Source organism: Campylobacter sp. CNRCH_2016_3089 (genome assembly GCF_025772505.1).
Taxonomy (GTDB): domain Bacteria; phylum Campylobacterota; class Campylobacteria; order Campylobacterales; family Campylobacteraceae; genus Campylobacter_D; species Campylobacter_D lari_D.
Window position 1 is genome coordinate 1 of sequence record NZ_JAKMSF010000017.1, and the last position, 18,995, is coordinate 18,995.

General features: G+C 29.5%; 22 protein-coding genes. 14 read left to right on the plus strand and 8 right to left on the minus strand.

Going from position 1 to position 18,995, the window contains the following annotated elements; translation table 11 throughout:
* Together L8W69_RS08555 and L8W69_RS08560 are read right to left on the minus strand one after the other, a co-directional pair.
* The coding region (locus L8W69_RS08555; protein WP_318529612.1) for a flagellin hook IN motif-containing protein at positions 1-873 on the minus strand (873 nt) is incomplete at its 3' end.
* A gap of 74 nt (positions 874-947) precedes the next feature.
* Positions 948-2,660, minus strand: a complete 1,713-nt coding sequence (locus tag L8W69_RS08560) for a motility associated factor glycosyltransferase family protein (RefSeq protein ID WP_263666925.1) — start codon at positions 2,658-2,660, stop codon at positions 948-950.
* A 130-nt stretch (positions 2,661-2,790) separates the two neighbouring features.
* Between L8W69_RS08560 and topA the strand changes: the two genes are divergently transcribed.
* Genes topA through L8W69_RS08585 form a run of 5 tightly spaced genes read left to right on the plus strand, consistent with a single transcriptional unit; the run spans position 2,791 to position 8,318 of the window.
* Positions 2,791-4,875 carry a type I DNA topoisomerase gene (topA, locus tag L8W69_RS08565; RefSeq protein ID WP_412175476.1) on the plus strand — a complete coding sequence of 695 codons (2,085 nt, stop codon included), beginning with the start codon at positions 2,791-2,793 and terminating at the stop codon, positions 4,873-4,875.
* Positions 4,875-5,711, plus strand: a complete 837-nt coding sequence (locus L8W69_RS08570; RefSeq protein WP_039627786.1) for a biotin synthase — start codon at positions 4,875-4,877, stop codon at positions 5,709-5,711. Before topA ends, L8W69_RS08570 begins: the two co-directional genes overlap by 1 nt.
* On the plus strand, positions 5,692-6,870 hold the full coding sequence (locus tag L8W69_RS08575; protein WP_263666927.1) for a cation:proton antiporter: 1,179 nt from the start codon (positions 5,692-5,694) through the stop codon (positions 6,868-6,870). The genes L8W69_RS08570 and L8W69_RS08575 overlap by 20 nt, the downstream gene beginning before the upstream one ends.
* Positions 6,871-6,909: 39 nt before the next feature.
* Positions 6,910-7,668, plus strand: coding sequence for a 3'(2'),5'-bisphosphate nucleotidase CysQ (locus L8W69_RS08580; RefSeq protein ID WP_263666928.1), 759 nt, complete (start codon positions 6,910-6,912; stop codon positions 7,666-7,668).
* A complete protein-coding gene (locus L8W69_RS08585; RefSeq protein ID WP_263666929.1) occupies positions 7,668-8,318 on the plus strand; it encodes a hypothetical protein in 651 nt (216 codons plus the stop codon). The genes L8W69_RS08580 and L8W69_RS08585 overlap by 1 nt, the downstream gene beginning before the upstream one ends.
* Here the strand turns inward: L8W69_RS08585 and L8W69_RS08590 are convergent.
* From L8W69_RS08590 to L8W69_RS08600, 3 genes are read right to left on the minus strand one after another with little or no spacing between them, the layout of a single operon-like run.
* Complete coding sequence (locus L8W69_RS08590; protein ID WP_263666931.1) at positions 8,311-9,087, minus strand: UDP-N-acetylmuramate dehydrogenase; 777 nt, start codon at positions 9,085-9,087, stop codon at positions 8,311-8,313. The two genes, L8W69_RS08585 and L8W69_RS08590, sit on opposite strands and share 8 nt — an antisense overlap.
* Positions 9,084-9,350, minus strand: a complete 267-nt coding sequence (gene fliQ, locus L8W69_RS08595) for a flagellar biosynthesis protein FliQ (protein WP_012660903.1) — start codon at positions 9,348-9,350, stop codon at positions 9,084-9,086. Before fliQ ends, L8W69_RS08590 begins: the two co-directional genes overlap by 4 nt.
* A gap of 27 nt (positions 9,351-9,377) precedes the next feature.
* Complete coding sequence (locus tag L8W69_RS08600; protein WP_263666932.1) at positions 9,378-10,241, minus strand: menaquinone biosynthesis family protein; 864 nt, start codon at positions 10,239-10,241, stop codon at positions 9,378-9,380.
* Between the two features lie 110 nt (positions 10,242-10,351).
* Here L8W69_RS08600 and recA point away from each other — a divergent pair, with 110 nt between their 5' ends.
* The 4 genes from recA to L8W69_RS08620 all read left to right on the plus strand — a co-directional run bounded on the left by recA (position 10,352) and on the right by L8W69_RS08620 (position 13,581).
* A complete protein-coding gene (gene recA / locus L8W69_RS08605; protein ID WP_087700900.1) occupies positions 10,352-11,386 on the plus strand; it encodes a recombinase RecA in 1,035 nt (344 codons plus the stop codon).
* Entirely contained in the window at positions 11,386-12,630 is a 1,245-nt protein-coding gene (gene eno / locus L8W69_RS08610; protein WP_133319944.1) for a phosphopyruvate hydratase, read from the plus strand. The genes recA and eno overlap by 1 nt, the downstream gene beginning before the upstream one ends.
* Before the next feature lie 101 nt (positions 12,631-12,731).
* Entirely contained in the window at positions 12,732-12,908 is a 177-nt protein-coding gene (locus L8W69_RS08615; RefSeq protein ID WP_263660827.1) for a hypothetical protein, read from the plus strand.
* Positions 12,898-13,581, plus strand: a complete 684-nt coding sequence (locus tag L8W69_RS08620) for an AMIN domain-containing protein (RefSeq protein ID WP_133319946.1) — start codon at positions 12,898-12,900, stop codon at positions 13,579-13,581. The genes L8W69_RS08615 and L8W69_RS08620 overlap by 11 nt, the downstream gene beginning before the upstream one ends.
* Positions 13,582-13,597: 16 nt before the next feature.
* On the opposite strand, the gene L8W69_RS08625 is transcribed toward L8W69_RS08620, so the two are convergent.
* Positions 13,598-13,981, minus strand: a complete 384-nt coding sequence (locus L8W69_RS08625; RefSeq protein WP_263666933.1) for a group III truncated hemoglobin — start codon at positions 13,979-13,981, stop codon at positions 13,598-13,600.
* A gap of 109 nt (positions 13,982-14,090) precedes the next feature.
* Here L8W69_RS08625 and L8W69_RS08630 point away from each other — a divergent pair, with 109 nt between their 5' ends.
* Positions 14,091-14,567, plus strand: coding sequence for a cysteine permease (locus L8W69_RS08630; RefSeq protein ID WP_263659937.1), 477 nt, complete (start codon positions 14,091-14,093; stop codon positions 14,565-14,567).
* Here the strand turns inward: L8W69_RS08630 and L8W69_RS08635 are convergent.
* A complete protein-coding gene (locus L8W69_RS08635) occupies positions 14,536-15,846 on the minus strand; it encodes an MFS transporter (RefSeq protein ID WP_263666934.1) in 1,311 nt (436 codons plus the stop codon). The genes L8W69_RS08630 and L8W69_RS08635 overlap by 32 nt on opposite strands.
* A 2-nt stretch (positions 15,847-15,848) precedes the next feature.
* A complete protein-coding gene (locus L8W69_RS08640) occupies positions 15,849-16,016 on the minus strand; it encodes a highly acidic protein (protein ID WP_263666935.1) in 168 nt (55 codons plus the stop codon).
* Between the two features lie 87 nt (positions 16,017-16,103).
* On the opposite strand from L8W69_RS08640, the gene moaC reads away from it, so the two are divergent.
* From moaC to L8W69_RS08660, 4 genes are all read left to right on the plus strand, one after another.
* Complete coding sequence (gene moaC, locus L8W69_RS08645) at positions 16,104-16,577, plus strand: cyclic pyranopterin monophosphate synthase MoaC (RefSeq protein ID WP_263666936.1); 474 nt, start codon at positions 16,104-16,106, stop codon at positions 16,575-16,577.
* Positions 16,555-16,818, plus strand: a complete 264-nt coding sequence (locus L8W69_RS08650) for a DUF493 domain-containing protein (protein WP_263666937.1) — start codon at positions 16,555-16,557, stop codon at positions 16,816-16,818. The genes moaC and L8W69_RS08650 overlap by 23 nt, the downstream gene beginning before the upstream one ends.
* A 12-nt stretch (positions 16,819-16,830) precedes the next feature.
* The gene (locus L8W69_RS08655; RefSeq protein ID WP_133319953.1) at positions 16,831-17,961 is read left to right on the plus strand and encodes a hypothetical protein; all 1,131 of its coding nucleotides are present in this window, start codon (positions 16,831-16,833) and stop codon (positions 17,959-17,961) included.
* A gap of 50 nt (positions 17,962-18,011) precedes the next feature.
* Positions 18,012-18,995, plus strand: a 984-nt coding sequence (locus tag L8W69_RS08660) for a cache domain-containing protein (protein WP_263663011.1), incomplete at its 3' end; no start/stop codon positions are given.

Consider the following 18,995-nt stretch of genomic DNA (forward strand, 5'->3'; position numbering starts at 1 on the left):
CTTAGAAGCTTCTACTCCTGTGGTATCTTTAACTGAGTTAATTGCTGAAATCAAGGCTCCATTTTCATCACCATCTTTATATTCAACCTCACCAATTTTTACCCCATTAATAGCAAAATTTTGATCTGTTTTGCCTGCTTTAATATTGCCAACACCTGTAGTTTCAACTAAGAAATTTGCTCTAACACCTGTAATATCAGAAACTCTATTAATCTCTTCAGCTAAAGCACCAAGTCCTGTTCCTACTGAAGTAGAAATCACTATAGGTTGGAATTTAAAATCATCTATACCATTATAATTTTTAATAGTAAGCTGAGCTACACCGCTACTTTTAGCTTGAGAGCCTGTTTCAAACCTAGTTACACCTATTTTAGAACTTTGAGTTGAACCAATACTTGCTTTGATAGATTGATTTGACTGTGCACCTACTTGGAATTCTTGATTTACAAAACCACCACTTAACAACTGCTTTCCGTTAAATGAAGTTTGATTTGCAATATTATCAAGTTGCTCCATCAAACGATTAATATCAGCTTGAAGCATATTTCTTGTTTTAGTAGTTTGTCCATCTTGTGCTGCTTGAGTAGCTTTTACTTTGATAGTATCTAAGATTTTAAGCTGCTCATCCATAGCCTTATCAGCTGTTTGTAAAATACCTAAAGCATCATTACCATTGCTTATAGCTTGACCTAAAGTATTAGCTTGCGATCTTAAGCTATCTGCTATAGCCATACCTGAAGCATCATCTGCTGCAGAGTTGATTCTAAGACCTGAACTTAATCTGCTTAGAGAGCTATCTAATGCTCTTGAGTTTAAATTTGCGTTGTTTTGAGCATTTAAAGATGCCACATTAGTATTTATACGAAATCCCATTTTAAATCCTTTTAAATAAATTCAACCGCTTCCATGCAGTTGTTTAAGCTATATCGAAAAAATGATAAAAAAATTTATACTTTTAAGATATTTTTATATTCATTTATAGAATTTTCTATACTTGCTAGACTTAATGCTGCAATTTCTAAAAATATTTTTAAAAAATCTACATAACTTGATAAAGCATTTTGAGACTCTTGATATAAACTCACATTAAAAAAGCCCCTATGATAAAATAATGGTTTATACATAAAACTTTGTAAAATTTTTGCATTATCTAATAAATCATTAAAATCAAAAATAAACTTTGATACTTGCTCATCAAAAACTGCGTTTTGATTTTGCAAAATTACTAAAAGATCTTTTGCTTTTTGATGTAAAGCATTTAACTCTAAATAATCTTTTTGTAAAATTTCCAAAGATTTTTTTAATAATTTTTCTTGCCTATTAATACTTAAAACATTTGGAAATACATAATCTTGTTTTTTATCTTTATATAGTGCTAAAACCTTTTCAAAAGGTATCTCTATGGTATAATCTATAAAAGCTCCACCTTCTGTGGCATTGTAAAATTTAACATCAGGATGAGATAAAAATAAAACTTCTAATCGTTTTCTAAATTCATCCCAGCCTATATTTGTTTGAATAAACCCTTTCTTTCCATAAGACAAAACATTTAATTTAGTAGCATCGTGTTGAGCTTTTTCCTCATCACGAAAAGTAAAGTTAGCTGCATCTGCGTGAGATTTTCCACTATCACTAAAAGCCAAATCTTGTCCTATCATGATTACATTAGTAAATCCCAAAGCTATAGCAAAATTATAAGCAAAATGAGCCACATTGATACCAATATCTAAATAACCAAAATCATTTAAATTAAATTTTTGTTGATAATCTAAATTTTTTAAAATAAAAATTTTTGGATTTTTATTTTCTAAAATTTGCATTAAAGCTTTATCTACAGCAGCATTTATAATATAAATGGGTTCTTTTTTGCTTTGTGGTAAATTTTCATAAAAACTTGCACATTCTTCGTAAATATCCATAGAAAAAATAAAATCAGGATAAATTTCATTCTTAAGTAAAGTTTTATAAGTAGCATCTAAAGCAAATATCACATAATCATCTTGACAAGTTTTCAAAAGCTTAAGTTGTTTATTTAAAGAAGGGCCTGCACACGCCACAATAACACTTTTATTTCTTCCTTTATTTTCATAAATAAATCTTTGAAAAGGAGTATTTTTTAAGACAAAAGGTATGTTAGATAAAAATTGTTTATAAATTTTAGCATCCATAGTAAAACTTGTATCAACATTTCCCACCACTCTTTTTATCACATCTAAGCACTTTTGATACACAAAATCAAACATAGGACTATTGTTATAAAATTCACTATAAGGTAAAAGTTTAAAAAGCCCTAAATACTCAAAACAATCTTTTTGCGAAAAAAGCAAAACAAGATACTCTTCTAATCTTTTCTCTTCTACATCACAAAGATATATTTTTCCGCTTGAAAGCTCTTGACTTAAATCCATCTTACTTAAAACATTAGCAAAAAATTCTGATTTATCAAAAATAAAAATATGTTTATTAATAAGTTTTTTTAAAAAAAGCCCATCTCCTATACCGCAAAAAAATATATTAGGTTTTATTAAATCATCTTTTGAGGGCACAAAGGGTGTTTGACTTGGAAAGATGTCGATAAATTCTTCTTTTAAAGATAGAATTTTTTCTTGTAAGGGTTTATTGGTAAATTCTAAAGCTTGTAAGTTTTTTTGCAAAAACATTTTATATCCTATGAAATTTAATTATAGAAAATTATATCATTAATTGCATTTTATTTAAAAATCCATCTAAGCAAAAAATTTAACTTTTTTTTATACACTTTTACTAATTTTAATCCTTATAAGGAAAATAATGAAAAATTTAATCATAGTAGAATCACCTGCTAAAGCTAAAACCATAGGTAATTTTCTAGGTAAAGACTATGAAGTAATAGCTTCTAAAGGCCACATTAGAGATTTACCTAAAACTAGCTTTGGTATAAAAATAGAAGATGAAAATTTTAAACCAGAATATAGAATTTCAAATGATCATTCAAGTTTAGTAAAAGAACTCAAAGAAAAGGCTAAAAAAGCTAAAACCATCTACCTTGCAACCGATGAGGATCGTGAGGGTGAAGCCATAGCTTATCATATAGCTAAGGCTATTAATAAAGATGAAAATTCTCTGCCACGCATAGTTTTTCATGAGATTACTAAAAGCGCTATAGAAAATGCTTTAAAAAACCCAAGATCTTTAAATGTAAATAGCGTCAATGCTCAACAAACTAGACGCTTACTTGATCGTATAGTAGGCTATAAATTAAGTCCTTTACTAAATCAAAAAATCCAAAAAGGCTTAAGTGCAGGGCGTGTGCAAAGTGCGGCTTTAAAAATCATCGTCGATAGAGAAAGAGAAATAAAAGCTTTTATTCCTTTAAAATACTTTAGTATAGATATGATTTTTGAAAAAGACTTGCAAGCTGAATTAGTCGAATTTCAAAATCAAAAGATAGAAAAACTAAGTCTAACTAACGAAGACAGAGCCAAACTCATCTTTGAAGCTTGTAAAAATGCTAACTTTAAAATAAAAGATATAGAAAGTAAAGATAGAAAAATAGCTCCACAAGCACCTTTTATGACTTCAACCCTGCAACAAAGCGCGAGCAATCGCCTAGGTTTTAACCCTAAAAAAACCATGATGATTGCTCAAAAACTTTACGAGGGTGTAAAAACCCATCAAGGTATTATGGGTGTGATTACTTATATGAGAACTGACAGCTTAAACATCGCAAAAGAAGCCTTAGAAGAAGTAAGAAAACTCATCAAAAATGATTTTGGCAAAGAATACTTACCAAGCAAAGCAAATATTTATACCACTAAAAGCAAAGGCGCTCAAGAAGCACATGAAGCTATAAGACCGACTAATCTTAGCTTTACGCCAAAACTTGCAAGTGAATTTTTAGAAAAAGATGAAGCAAGATTATATACTTTAATATATAATCGCTTTTTAGCTTCACAAATGAATCCTGCTATATCTCAAACTCAAAATGTCTATGCAAAATCAAATGAAGCAAGTTTTAAAATAAGTGGTAGAAAAATTTTATTTGATGGGCATTATAAAGTATATGGAGATATGGATAAAGATAAAATTTTACCTAATTTAAAACTAGAAGATATACTAAATATACAAAATATAGAATTAAGCTCACATTTTACCGAGCCACCTTCAAGATACTCTGAAGCTGGACTTGTTAAAAAGTTAGAAAATCTTAGCATAGGACGCCCTTCAACTTATGCTCCAACCATCTCTTTACTTAGTGCAAGAGAATATGTGCGTATAGATAAAAAGCAAATCATACCCAATGAAATAGCCTTTGTTGTAACAGAGGTTTTAGAACAAAACTTTAGTGATATAGTAGATAGTGATTTTACTTCTAAAATGGAAGATAAACTTGATATCATTGCAGAAGGTAAAATGGACTGGCAAGAAGTTTTAAGAGAGTTTTATTTTCCTTTTATGAGAAAAATTGATGAAGGTAAAAAAAACATAAAAAGTCAAAAAACTTTCACAAAGCTAGATGAAACCTGCCCTGATTGTGGTGGAGAGCTTGCTATAAGAAAAGGAAGATATGGAGAATTTATAGCTTGTTTAAATTTTCCAAAATGTAAATACTCAAGAAATTTAAAACAAGAAACACAAAATGAAGAAAAAAGCGAGAAAAAACTCAATACCATAGGCGTGAAATGCCCAAGCTGTCAAGAAGGCGAGATCGTGGAGCGTTTTTCTAAGCGTGGTAAATTTTATGGATGTAGTGCTTATCCAAAATGCAACTATATAAGCAAATACAAACCAAGTGAAGAAAAATGTAGCAAATGTGGCGAAACTTTGATTATCAAAGAGCTTAAAAAAGGCACATTTTTAGAGTGCTTAAAATGCAAAATCAAAAAGGAAATTTAATGCAAATTATGCTTTGTGCTATATCTAATATAGCAAGTGGAGGGTGCGGGGAAGATTGTAAATACTGCACTCAAAGCGCTCATGTAAAAACTAATATCAACAAATACAAAAGAAAAGATATAGATCAAATTGTTTTAGAAGCTAAAATAGCTAAGAAAAACGAAGCTTTAGGTTTTTGTTTAGTTACAGCAGGCGCTGGACTTGATGATGAAAAACTTGAGTATGTGTGCAAAGTAGCTCATGCGGTGCAAAAAGAAGTAGAAGGACTTTTACTCATAGCTTGCAATGGCATAGCAAATTTAGAACAACTCAAAGAATTAAAAAAAGCAGGAATTTTTTCTTATAATCATAATCTAGAAACTTCTAAAGAATTTTTTCCAAACATATGCTCTACGCATACTTGGGAGCAAAGATTTCAAACTAATCTTTATGCTAAAGAAGCAGGTTTAATGCTTTGCTGTGGCGGAATTTATGGTCTTGGAGAAAGTGAAGCTGATAGAAAAAGTTTTAGAACAAGTTTAAAAGAGCTTGATCCTTTTTCCTCACCTATTAATTTTTTCATACCAAATGAAAATTTAAAGCTCAAGCAAAACTTATTAAATGCTGATGAGGCGTTAAATATCATCAAAGATACTAAAAAAGACTTACCAAATGCACATATCATGGTAGCAGGTGGTAGAGAAGTAGTGCTAAAAGAAAGACAATATGAAATTTTTGACGCAGGAGCTAGTGCTATAGTAGTAGGTGATTATCTTACAACTAAAGGCGAAGAACCTAGCAAAGACATACAAAAACTAAAACAAATGGGATTTAGCTTTGCTAGCTCATGCCATTGATGCTCAAGCTGCTACGGATTTAAAAATTTTATTAGTCGTAGCAGGATGTTTGCTTACATCACCTTATATTGCTAAATTTTTAAAACTCCCACTTTCAGCCACTGAAATTATGCTTGGCTCTTTTATAGGATTTTTAGGTTTTATAGGAGAAAGTGAAAATTTTAAGCTTTTAGCTAATGCAGGATTTTACTATCTTATGTTTATAGCAGGGATGGAAATCAATCTTAAAACCTTTTTAAAAACCGAAAGAAGCTTACTTAATAAAGCTTTTATTTACATCATACTTTTATATGTTTTTAGTATTTTAGCGGTTGAAAGTATAGATATTTCTTATATTTTTGTCATTATCATACCTGTTATGAGTGTGGGTTTGCTCTCAACGCTTTATAGAGACTTTGGGAAAAATTGCGAGTGGCTAAATGTATCCATGGTGGTAGCCACTTTAGCTGAAGTTGTGAGCATAGTTTTGCTTACCATAGCTGCGGCATTTTTGGGAAAAGGTGCTGATCTTTTCTCACTCACTCAAAATTTATTATACCTAGTGGGATTTTTAGCACTTTGTATTTTTGGATTTAAATTTTTAGAAGTACTTTTTTGGTGGTATCCACAACTTAAAACCATACTCATGCCTTGGCAAGATCAAAATGAAAAAGATATAAGATTTTGCATGGCAATTTTCATAGCCATAGTTGCGATTATGATTTATTTTAAACTTGAAGTTGCACTTGGAGCTTTTATAGCGGGTTCATTTATAGCTACTTTTTTTGATCATAAAAAAGACTTAGAGCATAAACTTTCTAGTTTTGGTTATGGCTTTTTAATCCCTATATTTTTCATTTATATAGGTTCAAGCTTTAAACTCCAAATGCTTTTAAACCCTCAAGTTTTAATCATAGCTTTTTCACTAACTATCTTTATGATAGGACTAAGAATACTTTGTGCTATGACTTTTGTAAAAATACTTGGTTTAAAAAATACCTTTTTATTTGGCTTAAGCCATTCTATGCCACTAACCTTACTTATCGCAGTAGCTACGCTTTCTTATCAAACTAATATTATCACTCAAGATATATACTCAGGATTAGTGCTTACTGCTTTACTTGAAGCAATTTTAGCTATTAGTTTAATAAAATTTATCAATAATCTTAGTAGAAAATAACTCTACTAAGTATTTATTTTCACTTGCTATAATTTTCTTATGAAAAATTTAGACACACTTTTAGAATTAGCCTTAAAAGCAGGCAAGGAAGCCTCTAAGGTATTGTTTGAATATAAAGACAAAAATACCTTATGGTTTAAAGATGATGATTCCCCGGTAGGTTTAGCTGATATAAAATCTAATGAAGCTATTAGTGAAATTTTAGCTTCAAGCGATATAGCTATATGCTCTGAAGAAAATATACTTTCTTATGAAGAAAGAAAAAATTTAGAGTATTTTTGGCTAATAGATCCTCTTGATGGCACTAAATCTTATGCTAAAAAAGATAAAGAATATTGTGTTTTAATCGCATTAATCCATAAAAACACTCCTGTGCTTTCGCTTATAGGCGATGTGGAAAATAATGCATTTTATTATGCACATACCCATACTAAAGTTTATAAAAATAATAAAATTTTAAATCTTAGTTTAGAGCAATACAAAAAGGTTAAAAATATAGCCCTTTACTCTAAAAACCATGATAATAATGAAGATTTTTTTATTCAAAATCATCTTGAAGGCATTAAGGTTTCATCTGCTTTAAAGTTTGTATATTTACTTGAAGCAAAAGCTGGAATTTACCCACGTTTTGGTGGCCCAAAAGCTTGGGATATAGCTGCAGGAGATTTTTTAGTCAAACAAAATGGTGGAATTTTATACGATTTTGATAAAAAGGCCTTAAACTACAATAGTCCTGATTTTAAACTTCCAAGTTTTATAGCTTTTGCTAAGAATGAATTTAAATTAAAAGGTTTTTAGTGAGATTTTTTTTGGTGTTTTTGTGTTTTTTAAGTGCTATTTATGCCAATTCTTTTGCAAATAAAAAAATCATCAAATTACAAAATAATGATGATTTTAATATCATCAATCTTGATCAAGATATAAATTATGATAAACTCTCACACATTAGCACCTTAGCTTTAGTGCCAAGCTATGAAAAAGAATATAATTTTTATTTTTCAAATTTAAAAATCGATGCTAAAAGTATGGCAAAAGACACACTAAAAGCATTAAGTGCTATTTTAAATGAGCAAAATAATTTTGCCTTACTTAATCAAAAAGAAAATCAAACTTATATCAATAGCCAAAATATCTTACAAACAAATAAAAATTTCATCAATGCAAGTGAGTTTTTAGAATTTAATCGTTTCAAAAAGGCTGATTTTATTATTTTGCTAGATTTAAAAAGCATTCAAGCAAGCCAACAAAATTTCTTGCTTTTTTCCAATTTTGAAGTCAAAGCCGACATAGAATACAAACTTTTTAATGCCAAAACAAAAAAACTAAAAGATCATAAAATCCTTACTATCAATACTCAATTTAGCACAAATGATAAAAATAAATCTTATCAAGAATTAGTCCATGAAATAGCTAAAATTGTTTATGAAGATATTAAAAATACTATATAATTACCACTTCTTCTTCTAAAACAATCCCAAATTCTTCAAAAACTCTTTTTTTAGCAAGCTCTATCAAAAATAAAGCATCATCAAAACTAGCATGTTTTTTATTGATTAAAAAATTTGCATGTTCATTGCTAAACATCGCATCATTTTTGCTAAAACCTTTAAGATTAACTGCTTCTATCAACCTTCCTGCATGATCGTTTTTGGGATTTTTAAAAATAGAGCCAAAGCTAGCACCTTTGGGTTGATTTTTTCTTGCATTTTTTAAAAGCTCATCTTTAACTGGGTCAAATCCATATTCTAAAAAAAACTTCGCGCTAAACATCACTTCTTTAATAGGATTAAACCTATAAGCAAAAGCAATATTTTGTTTTAAAATTTCTTGATTAAAAGTGCAAATACTAATTAAATTTTTGCTAATATCCTCATCTTTTAATCCTGCATTCATTTTTAAAATACCGCCCAAAGTCCCTGGGATATTTCTTAAAAACTCAAAGCCTTTTAAGTTATTTTCTTTAGCAAAATGATATATTTTAAAAGATTTCACGCTAGAGCCTATCTCTAAAAACATACCTTTTTCATTTTGCTCTAAAATTTTAATATAATCAAAACTTTTCCCTAAAATTCCAAGTTTTTTGGGTTTTGGAGAGATTAAAAGATTATTTGCCCCACCTATTAAAAAACCATCAAATTCGCAAGGCTCTTCAAGTATTTGCACTTCAAAGCTCTCACCTATACGCACAGAAGAATATTTAGAAAAATCAATAATCATCTAATAAAGCTTGGAATTTGATTTAAAATATTAGTTGTAAAATCAATCATAGAACTTATCATCCAAGGCATTAAAAATACTATTACCACAACAACAAGTAAAATTTTTGGCACAAAAGAAAGCGTGGCTTCGTTAATTTGCGTTACAGCTTGAAAAATACTTATAATAAGCCCTGCAATAAGCCCTGCTAAAAGCATAGGTAAAGAAAGCATAAGTGTGATTTTAAAAGTTTGTACACCCAAGGCTACTAAAGTACTTTCCATATTTTCTCCTTAAAAATTTAAATTCTATCAAGAATTTCTAAATTCTTCATACTCACTAGGGATAAGATGATCTTTACTTTTTATTAACTTCTCATAAAATCCATGATTATATCCAAGCTCAAAAAGCTTATCTATGGCATTGTATTGTTTATCATTCATATTAATAGAGTTTTTATTTGCATATAAATTTAAATACACATCAAGTTTTTGTGCATCAACGCGTATTAAATTACGCTCTAAAAGCATGGAGGCTAAGATTTTTCTATTATGATCGGCTACTTCTACTGCTTTAATCAAATCTTTTTCAACCGCTATTGCATCACTAAGCGGTAAAGATCTTCTAAGGGCCATACCACCTAAAGGTAAAGGTAAATCATTTTTTGCTAATTCTTGCCAAATATCCCAAAGTTCAGCCTCAACACACAAACTAGAATCAAATTCTAAAATGCTCTCATGTATAAGCACTCCCACATCAACTTCATCTTCTAAAACAGCCTTTTCAATCTCTAAAAAATTCTTATAAATTATTCTAGCTTGTGGATATTTTATGCGAAAGATTAAAGCATTAGTAGTGTGTGCTCCACTTAAAGCAACTTTAAAATTTGGCTTTAATTTTTTATCTTTTTTCTTAATAAGCTTTGGCCCATAACCCTCACCAAAACTCACCGCAGTTTTTAACAAAGCATATTCGCTAGCTATTAAAGGATAAAGCGCAAAAGATATCGCACTAACATCGTATATATTTTCTAATGCAAGCTCATTTAAAGTTTGTATATCCAAGGCTGTATTTTCATATTCATAAGCATTTCCAACCCAACCAAATTTAATCGCCATATACATAAAAATATCATCAGCATCAGGAGAGTGCGCTACGCTAATTTTTTTATTCATTTTTTTCCTTGAAAAATTTAAAAAAGTATTTTAGCAAAATTCAAAATAAAAACTTATATTAAATTTCTTTTTGATACAATTTTAAACATATTATAAAAGGATTAACAAGCATGGATGATAATAAAAGAAAATCACTTGATGCAGCCTTAAAAAGTCTTGATAAAACCTTTGGAAAAGGTACTATTTTAAGACTTGGCGATAAAGAAGTTGAAAAAATTGATTCTATTCCTACAGGTTCTGTTGGACTTGATTTAGCTTTAGGAATTGGTGGGGTTCCAAAAGGAAGAATTATAGAAATTTATGGACCTGAAAGTTCAGGTAAAACTACACTTACCTTACACATCATAGCAGAATGTCAAAAAAAAGGTGGAGTTTGTGCATTTATTGATGCTGAACACGCTCTTGATGTAAGATATGCAAAAAATTTAGGTGTTGATACAGAAAATCTTTACATCTCTCAACCAGATTTTGGAGAACAAGCCTTAGAAATCGTTGAAACTATAGCAAGAAGTGGAGCCATTGATCTAATAGTGGTAGATAGCGTTGCTGCACTTACCCCAAAAGCAGAAATCGAAGGTGATATGGGGGATCAACATGTAGGTCTTCAAGCAAGATTAATGAGTCAAGCTTTAAGAAAATTAACCGGTATCGTTCATAAAATGAACACTACTGTAATTTTCATCAATCAAATTCGTATGAAAATAGGCATGATGGGCTATGGCACTCCTGAAACAACTACCGGCGGAAATGCTTTAAAATTTTATGCTTCAGTGCGTTTAGATGTAAGAAAAACAGCCACCTTAAAACAAAATGATGAGCCTATTGGAAACCGTGTTAAAGTAAAAGTGGCTAAAAACAAAGTAGCCCCTCCTTTTAAACAAGCTGAATTTGATGTGATGTTTGGTGAGGGTGTAAGTCGTGAAGGCGAGCTAATAGATTATGGTGTAAAACTTGATATTATTGATAAAAGTGGTGCATGGTTTTCTTACAAGGCTTCTAAACTTGGTCAAGGTAGAGAAAATGCTAAAGCCTTTTTAAAAGAAAATCCAGCTATTGCAGATGAAATTACTCAAGCTATACAAAACTCAATCGGTATAGATAGTATGATTTTGGGCGCAAAAGAAGACGATGAAGGAGAAGAATAATGTTGATTATTGAAGATTTAAGAGCTTTTGAAGTTTTAGATAGTAGAGGTAATCCTACCATTAAAGCTGAAATCATGCTAAGCGATGGCAGTGTGGGCAGTGCTATCGTTCCAAGTGGTGCAAGCACAGGAAAAAAAGAAGCTTTAGAATTAAGAGACAATGATGAGAGATTTGGCGGAAAAGGTGTTTTAAAAGCGATTGAAAATATCAATGGCACCATAGCTGAAAATATTATAGGGCTTGATGCTTTTAATCAAACCCAACTAGATAATACTCTTTTAGAGCTTGATGGCACAAAAAACTACTCTAATCTAGGAGCAAATGCAACTTTAGGAATTTCTATGGCAACAGCACGCGCTGCTGCTAATGCGCTAGGCGTACCTTTATATCGTTACTTAGGTGGAGCAAATGCAAGTGTATTACCTGTGCCAATGTGTAATATCATCAACGGTGGTGCACATGCAAACAATAGCGTAGATTTTCAAGAATTTATGATTATGCCTTTTGGTTTTTCAAGCTTTAAAGAAGGGCTAAGATCAGTTTGTGAAATTTATGCAGTATTGAAAAAAGAATTAGCTAATCTAGGTCACTCTACTGCCTTAGGCGATGAGGGCGGTTTTGCACCAAATTTAGCAAACAACACTGAACCTCTTGATCTTTTAATGACTTGTATTAAAAAAGCAGGCTATGAAAATAAAATCAAACTAGCACTAGATGTAGCAAGTAGTGAGCTTTATAAAGATGGTAAATACCATTTAGAGGGTAAAGTTTTCTCAAGTGAAGACTTGATTGCTCGCTATGAAGAATTATGTGCTAAATATCCTATTTTTAGTATTGAAGATGGTTTGGCTGAAGATGATTATGAAGGTTGGATTAAACTCACTCAAAAGCTTGGCAATAAAATTCAACTTGTGGGTGATGATTTGTTTGTAACTAATGAAGATATTTTAAGAGAAGGTATCATGAAAAATATGGCAAATGCTGTATTGATTAAGCCTAATCAAATCGGAACAATCACTCAAACTATGAGAACAGTAAGACTAGCTCATAGAAATAATTACAGATGTATTATGAGTCATAGAAGCGGGGAAAGCGAAGATGCTTTTATAGCTGATTTTGCAGTAGCGCTTAATACAGGACAAATCAAAACAGGAGCTCTAGCAAGAGGTGAAAGAACAGCTAAATATAATCGTTTGTTAGAAATCGAACTTGATAATGATGAGTATTTAGGAGATAAACTCTGAGTGATTTATTAAAAGAGTATGATGAGCATTCTAAAAAGAAGGAGGCTCGTCATCATCTAATAAAAACTATTGCATTATCATTTGTAGCTATTATTGTTGCTATGTATTTTGGTAATATGTTTTTTGGCAAATCCTCTTTAGATGTTTTATTATCGCTTAAAGAGGAGCAAAAAATTTTAGAGAAAAACATAGTAACCTTAAAAGCTAAAAATGCTCAAGCTCAAAAAGAATACTTACAGCTTTTAAGACTTAAAGGAGAAAATTCGCATGAGAATTAAATTTTTTTTACTATTTTTATTATCCTGTGTATTTTTAAATGCAAAAGATAATCCTTTTGACAATAACTCAGAACAACAAAACACCGAGTTTGTAAAACTTAGTCCTTTTCAAAGACAGGATTTTACTTTTAATTCTGATGCAAGAATTTTAAAAAATATTACTATTACTTATATTAATCTTGATGGCTCTGAAGAGCAAACTACTCTAGATATATACAAAAGTATCAATTGGCATGATACTTACTCATTTATAAAAGCCAAAAGTCCAAATGCCACACCTATACTTGATGTTTCTGTTACTGTGCCACAAGAACAAGGGGTAAAAAACACTAAAACAGAAGAAAACAATACCACTTTAAACATTGAAACACCAATTTTTAGTGGAAATATTTATAATTTTATTTCTATTAGCTTTTATAACAATAAGATTAATATCAAAACCGAAGATAGAATGCTAAGACATTTATCTATAGGAGATCCAACTAAAATCATTATAGATTTTGCTAAAAAGCAAAATTTCAATACAAAAACTTTACAAGTTAATACTGCTCATGTTAGAAAAGTTGTATTTGGATCACATAAAGGATATTATCGTTTAGTAATTTATCTTGATGGAAAATATAGTTATAAATACTCTCAAGGTGAAAATTTACATACCTTTAACTATCGCTAAGAGTTTTTAAAAACTCTTAAGCAAATCTGTGATCATAAATAATCATTTGAAATCTTTGAGCTATCATTTTAGCTCTTTCTATAATAATACTTCTTGGTTCATCTTCAAAAACTTCTTGCAAACTCTCATCAAACAGATTAAGCCAAACATCAAAAAATTCTCTTGGAAATGAAGGTAATTCATGATGAGCTCTCAAAGGAGAACCGCTATAACTTGGATCACCTAAAAACATCCCTGCCCAAAAACTTGCTATTTTTTCTTTGTGTTTTTTCCAGCTCTCATCATCTATACCAATTTTTTCATTAAAAATAGGCCCTAAATCCTTATCTGTTCTAACTTTTGCATAAAAAACATCCATAAGTTTTTTTATACCATCATGATTAATAGTATCAAATTTCATGTTTTTCCTTCAAAATAATTTTGGATAATTGTATTGAATTTATAAAGCAAAAATATAAACAAAAGTCAATTTTTAGTATAATCATAAAAAACAAATTTAAAGAAAAAATATGACTTATACTATTTTACCACCCAATCAATTCTTGGATAATTATATTTTAAATATACAATTACACCAATTAGCAAATATTTCCAAAAATGCTTATAAATTTTGGAAAAATGTTCAGGCAGCACGCTATCAAGGCACAAGAGTGGTATTTTTACATAAAAAAAGTATTTTACAAAAACACCAACATCTTATACAAAAATGTGAAAATCTAAGTGGCTTTGTATTAGCAAGCGCCTTTTGCTCATTTACTACTTTAGCTCCATCACATTTGGTAGAAAAAAACAATTCTCAAATTTATAAAATCTTAGATATAAAAGAAGTTTGTGGGGTTAAATTTGTAAATTTAAAGGCATTTTACGATTTTTTAAATTTAGATTATAGTTATAATATTTATATCGAAAAATGCCATTTTTTCAGTCCTACTCCTTTGGAAAAACGCATTAAAATCACTGAGAGTATGTGCGTTGGGTATTACTAAGATATTTAAATATCAAAGCACAAACAAGCGAAATTATAGCCATAGCAAACATATAAAATCCTAAAGAAAAACGAGCAATATTTTCTAAATTTCCCAAAGCAATAGTGTGTAAAAATAAAGCAAGTTGCGGAGTAAACCCACCAGCTATTGCATAAGCTATATTATAAGAAAAACTAAGCCCTGAAAATTTAATCTTAGCATCAAATACCTCACTCATCATCAAAGGACAAAAATTCATCACTCCGGTAAAAAAGCAAGCGCTTAAATAGTACACACTCACTAAATTAAAATCAGGTGTTTTAGCATAAAGAGCGTTAAAATAAAATAAACAAGTTAAGAAAAATCCTAGCGAAAAAATCATACAAGCTTTTACTATACCTATTTTATCAGCCAAAATTCCACTTAATATACAACCAATTACAAGCAAAACTATACCAAACATTTGTATGTAAGTTTGAACGCTTGCATCAATATTTAACATTTTTGCCATAAAAGAAGGTATAGTTAAAATCATCACAACAATACAAGCCGTCAAAACCCAAGTTATCAACATAGAAAGTACAACGCCCAGCTTAGCTTTTCTAAATACTTCTTTTAAAGGGAATTTTTCTAAAGCCTTATCTTTTTTCATTTGTTCAAAAACAGGTGTTTCTTGTAAAAATTTACGCAAATAAGCAGAAATAATCCCAAAAATTCCTCCTAAGAAAAATGGAATTCTCCAGGCCCATTCATAAAGTTCTTCTTGTGTAAAAAGCTTATTCATCATTAAAAATACAAAACTTCCAAGCAAAATTCCACCTACTACAGAAGCTGTTAAAAATCCAAGATAAGTGCGTTTTTGTCCATTTGGAGCATGCTCAAAAACAAAAACCCAAGCACCAGGTAATTCCCCACCTATAGCTATACCTTGACAAATCCTTACAAATATTAAAAATACTATACATAAATATCCTATGCTTTCATAAGTAGGTATAAAAGCAAGCATAAAAGTTGGCACAACCATCAGTAAAATACTAAGCATAAACATTTTTTTACGACCAAATTTATCGCCAAAATGTGCCATGATTATACCACCAAGTGGTCTAGCTAAATATCCTGCGGCAAAAATTCCATAAGTATTAAACATTTTCCAAAATGGACTTAAATCTTCAGGAAAAAAATTTTTAGAAATATAACTTGCAAAAAATACAAAAATGATAAAATCGTAAAATTCTAAAGTCCCTCCCAAAGAAGAAAGACTCAAAACTTTTATGTCTTTTTTAGTAAGATTTTTACCCACGATTAATCCATCTCATAAGTATCATCATCACTATAATCATCATCGTATTCATAATCATAATCATCATCATCATAATTATATGATCTTTGATTATTTGCATAAGTATCATCATCTGCTTCATCATACATTTCATCATCATAATTTTCAAATTCTTCATCATCATAAGCCATTGCAAATCCTTTAAAATTTTTTAGTAGTATTTTAATATAAAAATATACATTTTGGTATAATTTTTCAAACTTTACTTAAGGAAAAATATGAATTTAACGCATTTAGATGAAAAAAATCACCCCAAAATGGTAGATGTAAGTCAAAAAGATATTACCCAAAGAGAAGCTTGTGCAAGCGGTAAAATATACATGAGTAAAGAAGCATTTGAAGCTATCATTGAAAACAAAGCTAAAAAAGGGCCTGTTTTACAAACTGCCATCACAGCAGCCATCATGGGAGCTAAACAAACTTCAAATCTTATCCCAATGTGTCATCCTTTAATGATCTCAAAAGTACAAACCCATATAGAAGAAAACAAAGAAGAATGTTCTTTTCAACTCTTTGTAACCGTAAAATGCGAAGGAAAAACAGGGGTTGAAATGGAAAGCTTAACAGCTGTTAGTATTGGGCTTTTAACTATTTATGATATGGTTAAAGCTATTGATAAAAGTATGCAAATTACTGATATAGTTTTAGAAAGCAAAGAAGGAGGAAAAAGTGGTAAATATCTGCGATTTTAAAAAAGAACCTATTATAAACTACCCTACTTTTTGGGATTATAAAGTCGTTTTTGAAGCTGAAGTTGATGCTTTAGAAATTTTTACTCAAATACTCAATGAAAGAGAATTTAAATATAAAATCTCAAATACTAGCAAACAAGGAACATATAAAAGTTATCTTTTAAGTGTTTATGTCGATAGTAAAGATGATCGTTTAAATATTTTTAATCAATTAAAAAGTAAAGCGAAATTTGTATTATAAAAAAGGAAAAATATGAAAAATTTAGCCATAATTTTTGAAAATTCTCTCTTAGCTTGTGAAAAAAATGAAATTCCAAACTTAATTAGTGAGCTTGTTTTTAATCTAAGTTATAAAAAAATTAGTTTTGAAAATACTAGCAATGAAGAGCTTTTTGCTATCTTTTCTAAAGTATTAGAAAAACTTGGACTTATAAATGAAGAAAATATTTCCAAAATAATCCAAGGTATTATTAAAGCTAGAGTTGAAGAAGATAAAAAAGCATTTTTTGTTTATATTAACGAATATGGCAAATTAAAAGTAAAAATAGAAGAACAAAAAAACACCATTAAACATAAAATTTGCGATAACTTTTTTGATTTAGAAAAGACTTTAAAAGATTTAAATTTAAATGAATTTAATATAAGTATCAATGATGCAATGCTTTATGATATAGAAATACTAGGCCTTTTAAAAGAAACTGCCGAGAGTGCTTTTATTACAACTTTAGAAAAAGGTGAAAACATAGAACTTACATCTTGTGAAATCGCTAAAAACCTTGTATTTAATGCAATTTGTGAAGGAAGCTTTGAAAAAGAAAGAATTTTAAAAATATCCCAAGTAGTTTTAAATGCTGCTTTTGAACTTGCTAACGAATCAAAGGCTTTTGCTTATGATTTATGCATAGGAAGTATTTATGGGACACAAGAAGGAATTTCTTTGGCGATTGAAAAATTTAAATCAAGCTTTGCATATAGTGCTTTAGAACATGATTTAAAAAATAAAGAAAAAGAACTTATAGACATAGAGCAAGAATTTATCCAAATGCTTAAAAAAATATCATTAGAATTTAATAATCCCGTAAAAGATATACTTAAAGATTTATTAGAAAATAAATTTGACACTTTATTTGCCAAATTTAAACGCTTAATACAAGAAAACAGAGAACAAATTCTTATCAAAATTAATGAAATTAAACAAAATCCAAAAATTGATGATTTTAGCAAGCTAGCACAAAGCAAACTCAATATCTTAGCTAAAGAGTTAAATGAACTCGAAAAACTCGCAAGCCATAAATATAAAAATTTAGATAAAAACAATGCAAAAGAATTGGGAGTGAGATTGTGGGAAAAAGCAAAAAAATTAATTAAAAAAAATATTAATTGATAATTAATTTTTAAAAATTAAAATTACAAAAATAAAATACGGAGGAAATTATGTTTAACACTTTGAAAGTTAAATTGTCTTTAATGGCAAATTTTTTCACTGCACTAAGTTTGATTATTTTAGGTGTGTTAAGTTTTTACTTTACCAAAACATACCTTTATGATAATGAGCTAAAAAGGCAAAATGATATTTTACAAGTTGCTCGAACTTCTTTAGAAACATTTCGAAAGCACAATAGTGATTTAATTTTAAATTTGGAAAAAACAATTTTGGAATTTCCATATGAAAAATTAAATTCCGAACAAGCTTTGATAGATAATGTTGGGTCTATTTTAAAATCATATAGAAAAGCTTCTGGAGTTTTATCTGCTTTTATAAGTTTAGATAATGGAGAAAACCTTGTAAGTAATGATACTAGTGATAAAAATAATAAAAATATCGAAATTTATGGACAAAATATCAACTATGATGCTAGAACTAGACCATGGTATATTGGAGCCAAAGAAAATAAAGATATTTTCATCACTTCTCCTTATATTGATAAAGCAACAAATCAATATGTAATAACATATACTAAATCTATATATAAAAATGGTAATTTTGTAGGAATTATTGGGGTTGATATTCCAGTAAAAGAGCTTCAAGAAAATTTTGAAAATATGCCTGGTAATAGCTTTTTATTTGATGAAAATGGAAAGATATTTGTTGCTAAAAACAAACAGTTATTAGATCCATCGGTAGATCATGGACCGGTATTAAATGCACACAAACAAAATGGTGATTATTCTTTCTTTGAATATGGATTAAAAGGAAAAGAAAGGCTAGGTATATGTGCTAAAATATCTTCTTACCTTGTTTGTAGCACCGAAAGTGCTGATGTTATAAATGAGCCTATTTTCAAAACAGCAACAATACAAACAATTGTTGTAAGTATCATGGTTGCCTTAAGTGTTATCATACTCTACTTCATCATCTCTTATTATCTATCCCCTTTACAAGCAATCCAAAAAGGTATCAACTCTTTCTTTGACTTC

Excerpts from the sequence above, each read along its gene's own strand:
- eno (WP_133319944.1), top strand. The coding sequence starts at position 11,386 with ATGTTGATTATTGAAGATTTAAGAGCTTTTGAAGTTTTAGATAGTAGA.
- fliQ (WP_012660903.1), bottom strand. The coding sequence starts at position 9,350 with ATGGAAAGTACTTTAGTAGCCTTGGGTGTACAAACTTTTAAAATCACA.
- L8W69_RS08600 (WP_263666932.1), bottom strand. The coding sequence starts at position 10,241 with ATGAATAAAAAAATTAGCGTAGCGCACTCTCCTGATGCTGATGATATT.
- recA (WP_087700900.1), top strand. The coding sequence starts at position 10,352 with ATGGATGATAATAAAAGAAAATCACTTGATGCAGCCTTAAAAAGTCTT.
- L8W69_RS08580 (WP_263666928.1), top strand. The coding sequence starts at position 6,910 with ATGAAAAATTTAGACACACTTTTAGAATTAGCCTTAAAAGCAGGCAAG.
- L8W69_RS08590 (WP_263666931.1), bottom strand. The coding sequence starts at position 9,087 with ATGATTATTGATTTTTCTAAATATTCTTCTGTGCGTATAGGTGAGAGC.
- L8W69_RS08655 (WP_133319953.1), top strand. The coding sequence starts at position 16,831 with ATGAAAAATTTAGCCATAATTTTTGAAAATTCTCTCTTAGCTTGTGAA.
- L8W69_RS08640 (WP_263666935.1), bottom strand. The coding sequence starts at position 16,016 with ATGGCTTATGATGATGAAGAATTTGAAAATTATGATGATGAAATGTAT.
- L8W69_RS08570 (WP_039627786.1), top strand. The coding sequence starts at position 4,875 with ATGCAAATTATGCTTTGTGCTATATCTAATATAGCAAGTGGAGGGTGC.
- L8W69_RS08620 (WP_133319946.1), top strand. The coding sequence starts at position 12,898 with ATGAGAATTAAATTTTTTTTACTATTTTTATTATCCTGTGTATTTTTA.
- L8W69_RS08630 (WP_263659937.1), top strand. The coding sequence starts at position 14,091 with ATGACTTATACTATTTTACCACCCAATCAATTCTTGGATAATTATATT.
- L8W69_RS08560 (WP_263666925.1), bottom strand. The coding sequence starts at position 2,660 with ATGTTTTTGCAAAAAAACTTACAAGCTTTAGAATTTACCAATAAACCC.
- L8W69_RS08625 (WP_263666933.1), bottom strand. The coding sequence starts at position 13,981 with ATGAAATTTGATACTATTAATCATGATGGTATAAAAAAACTTATGGAT.
- L8W69_RS08615 (WP_263660827.1), top strand. The coding sequence starts at position 12,732 with ATGTATTTTGGTAATATGTTTTTTGGCAAATCCTCTTTAGATGTTTTA.
- moaC (WP_263666936.1), top strand. The coding sequence starts at position 16,104 with ATGAATTTAACGCATTTAGATGAAAAAAATCACCCCAAAATGGTAGAT.
- topA (WP_412175476.1), top strand. The coding sequence starts at position 2,791 with ATGAAAAATTTAATCATAGTAGAATCACCTGCTAAAGCTAAAACCATA.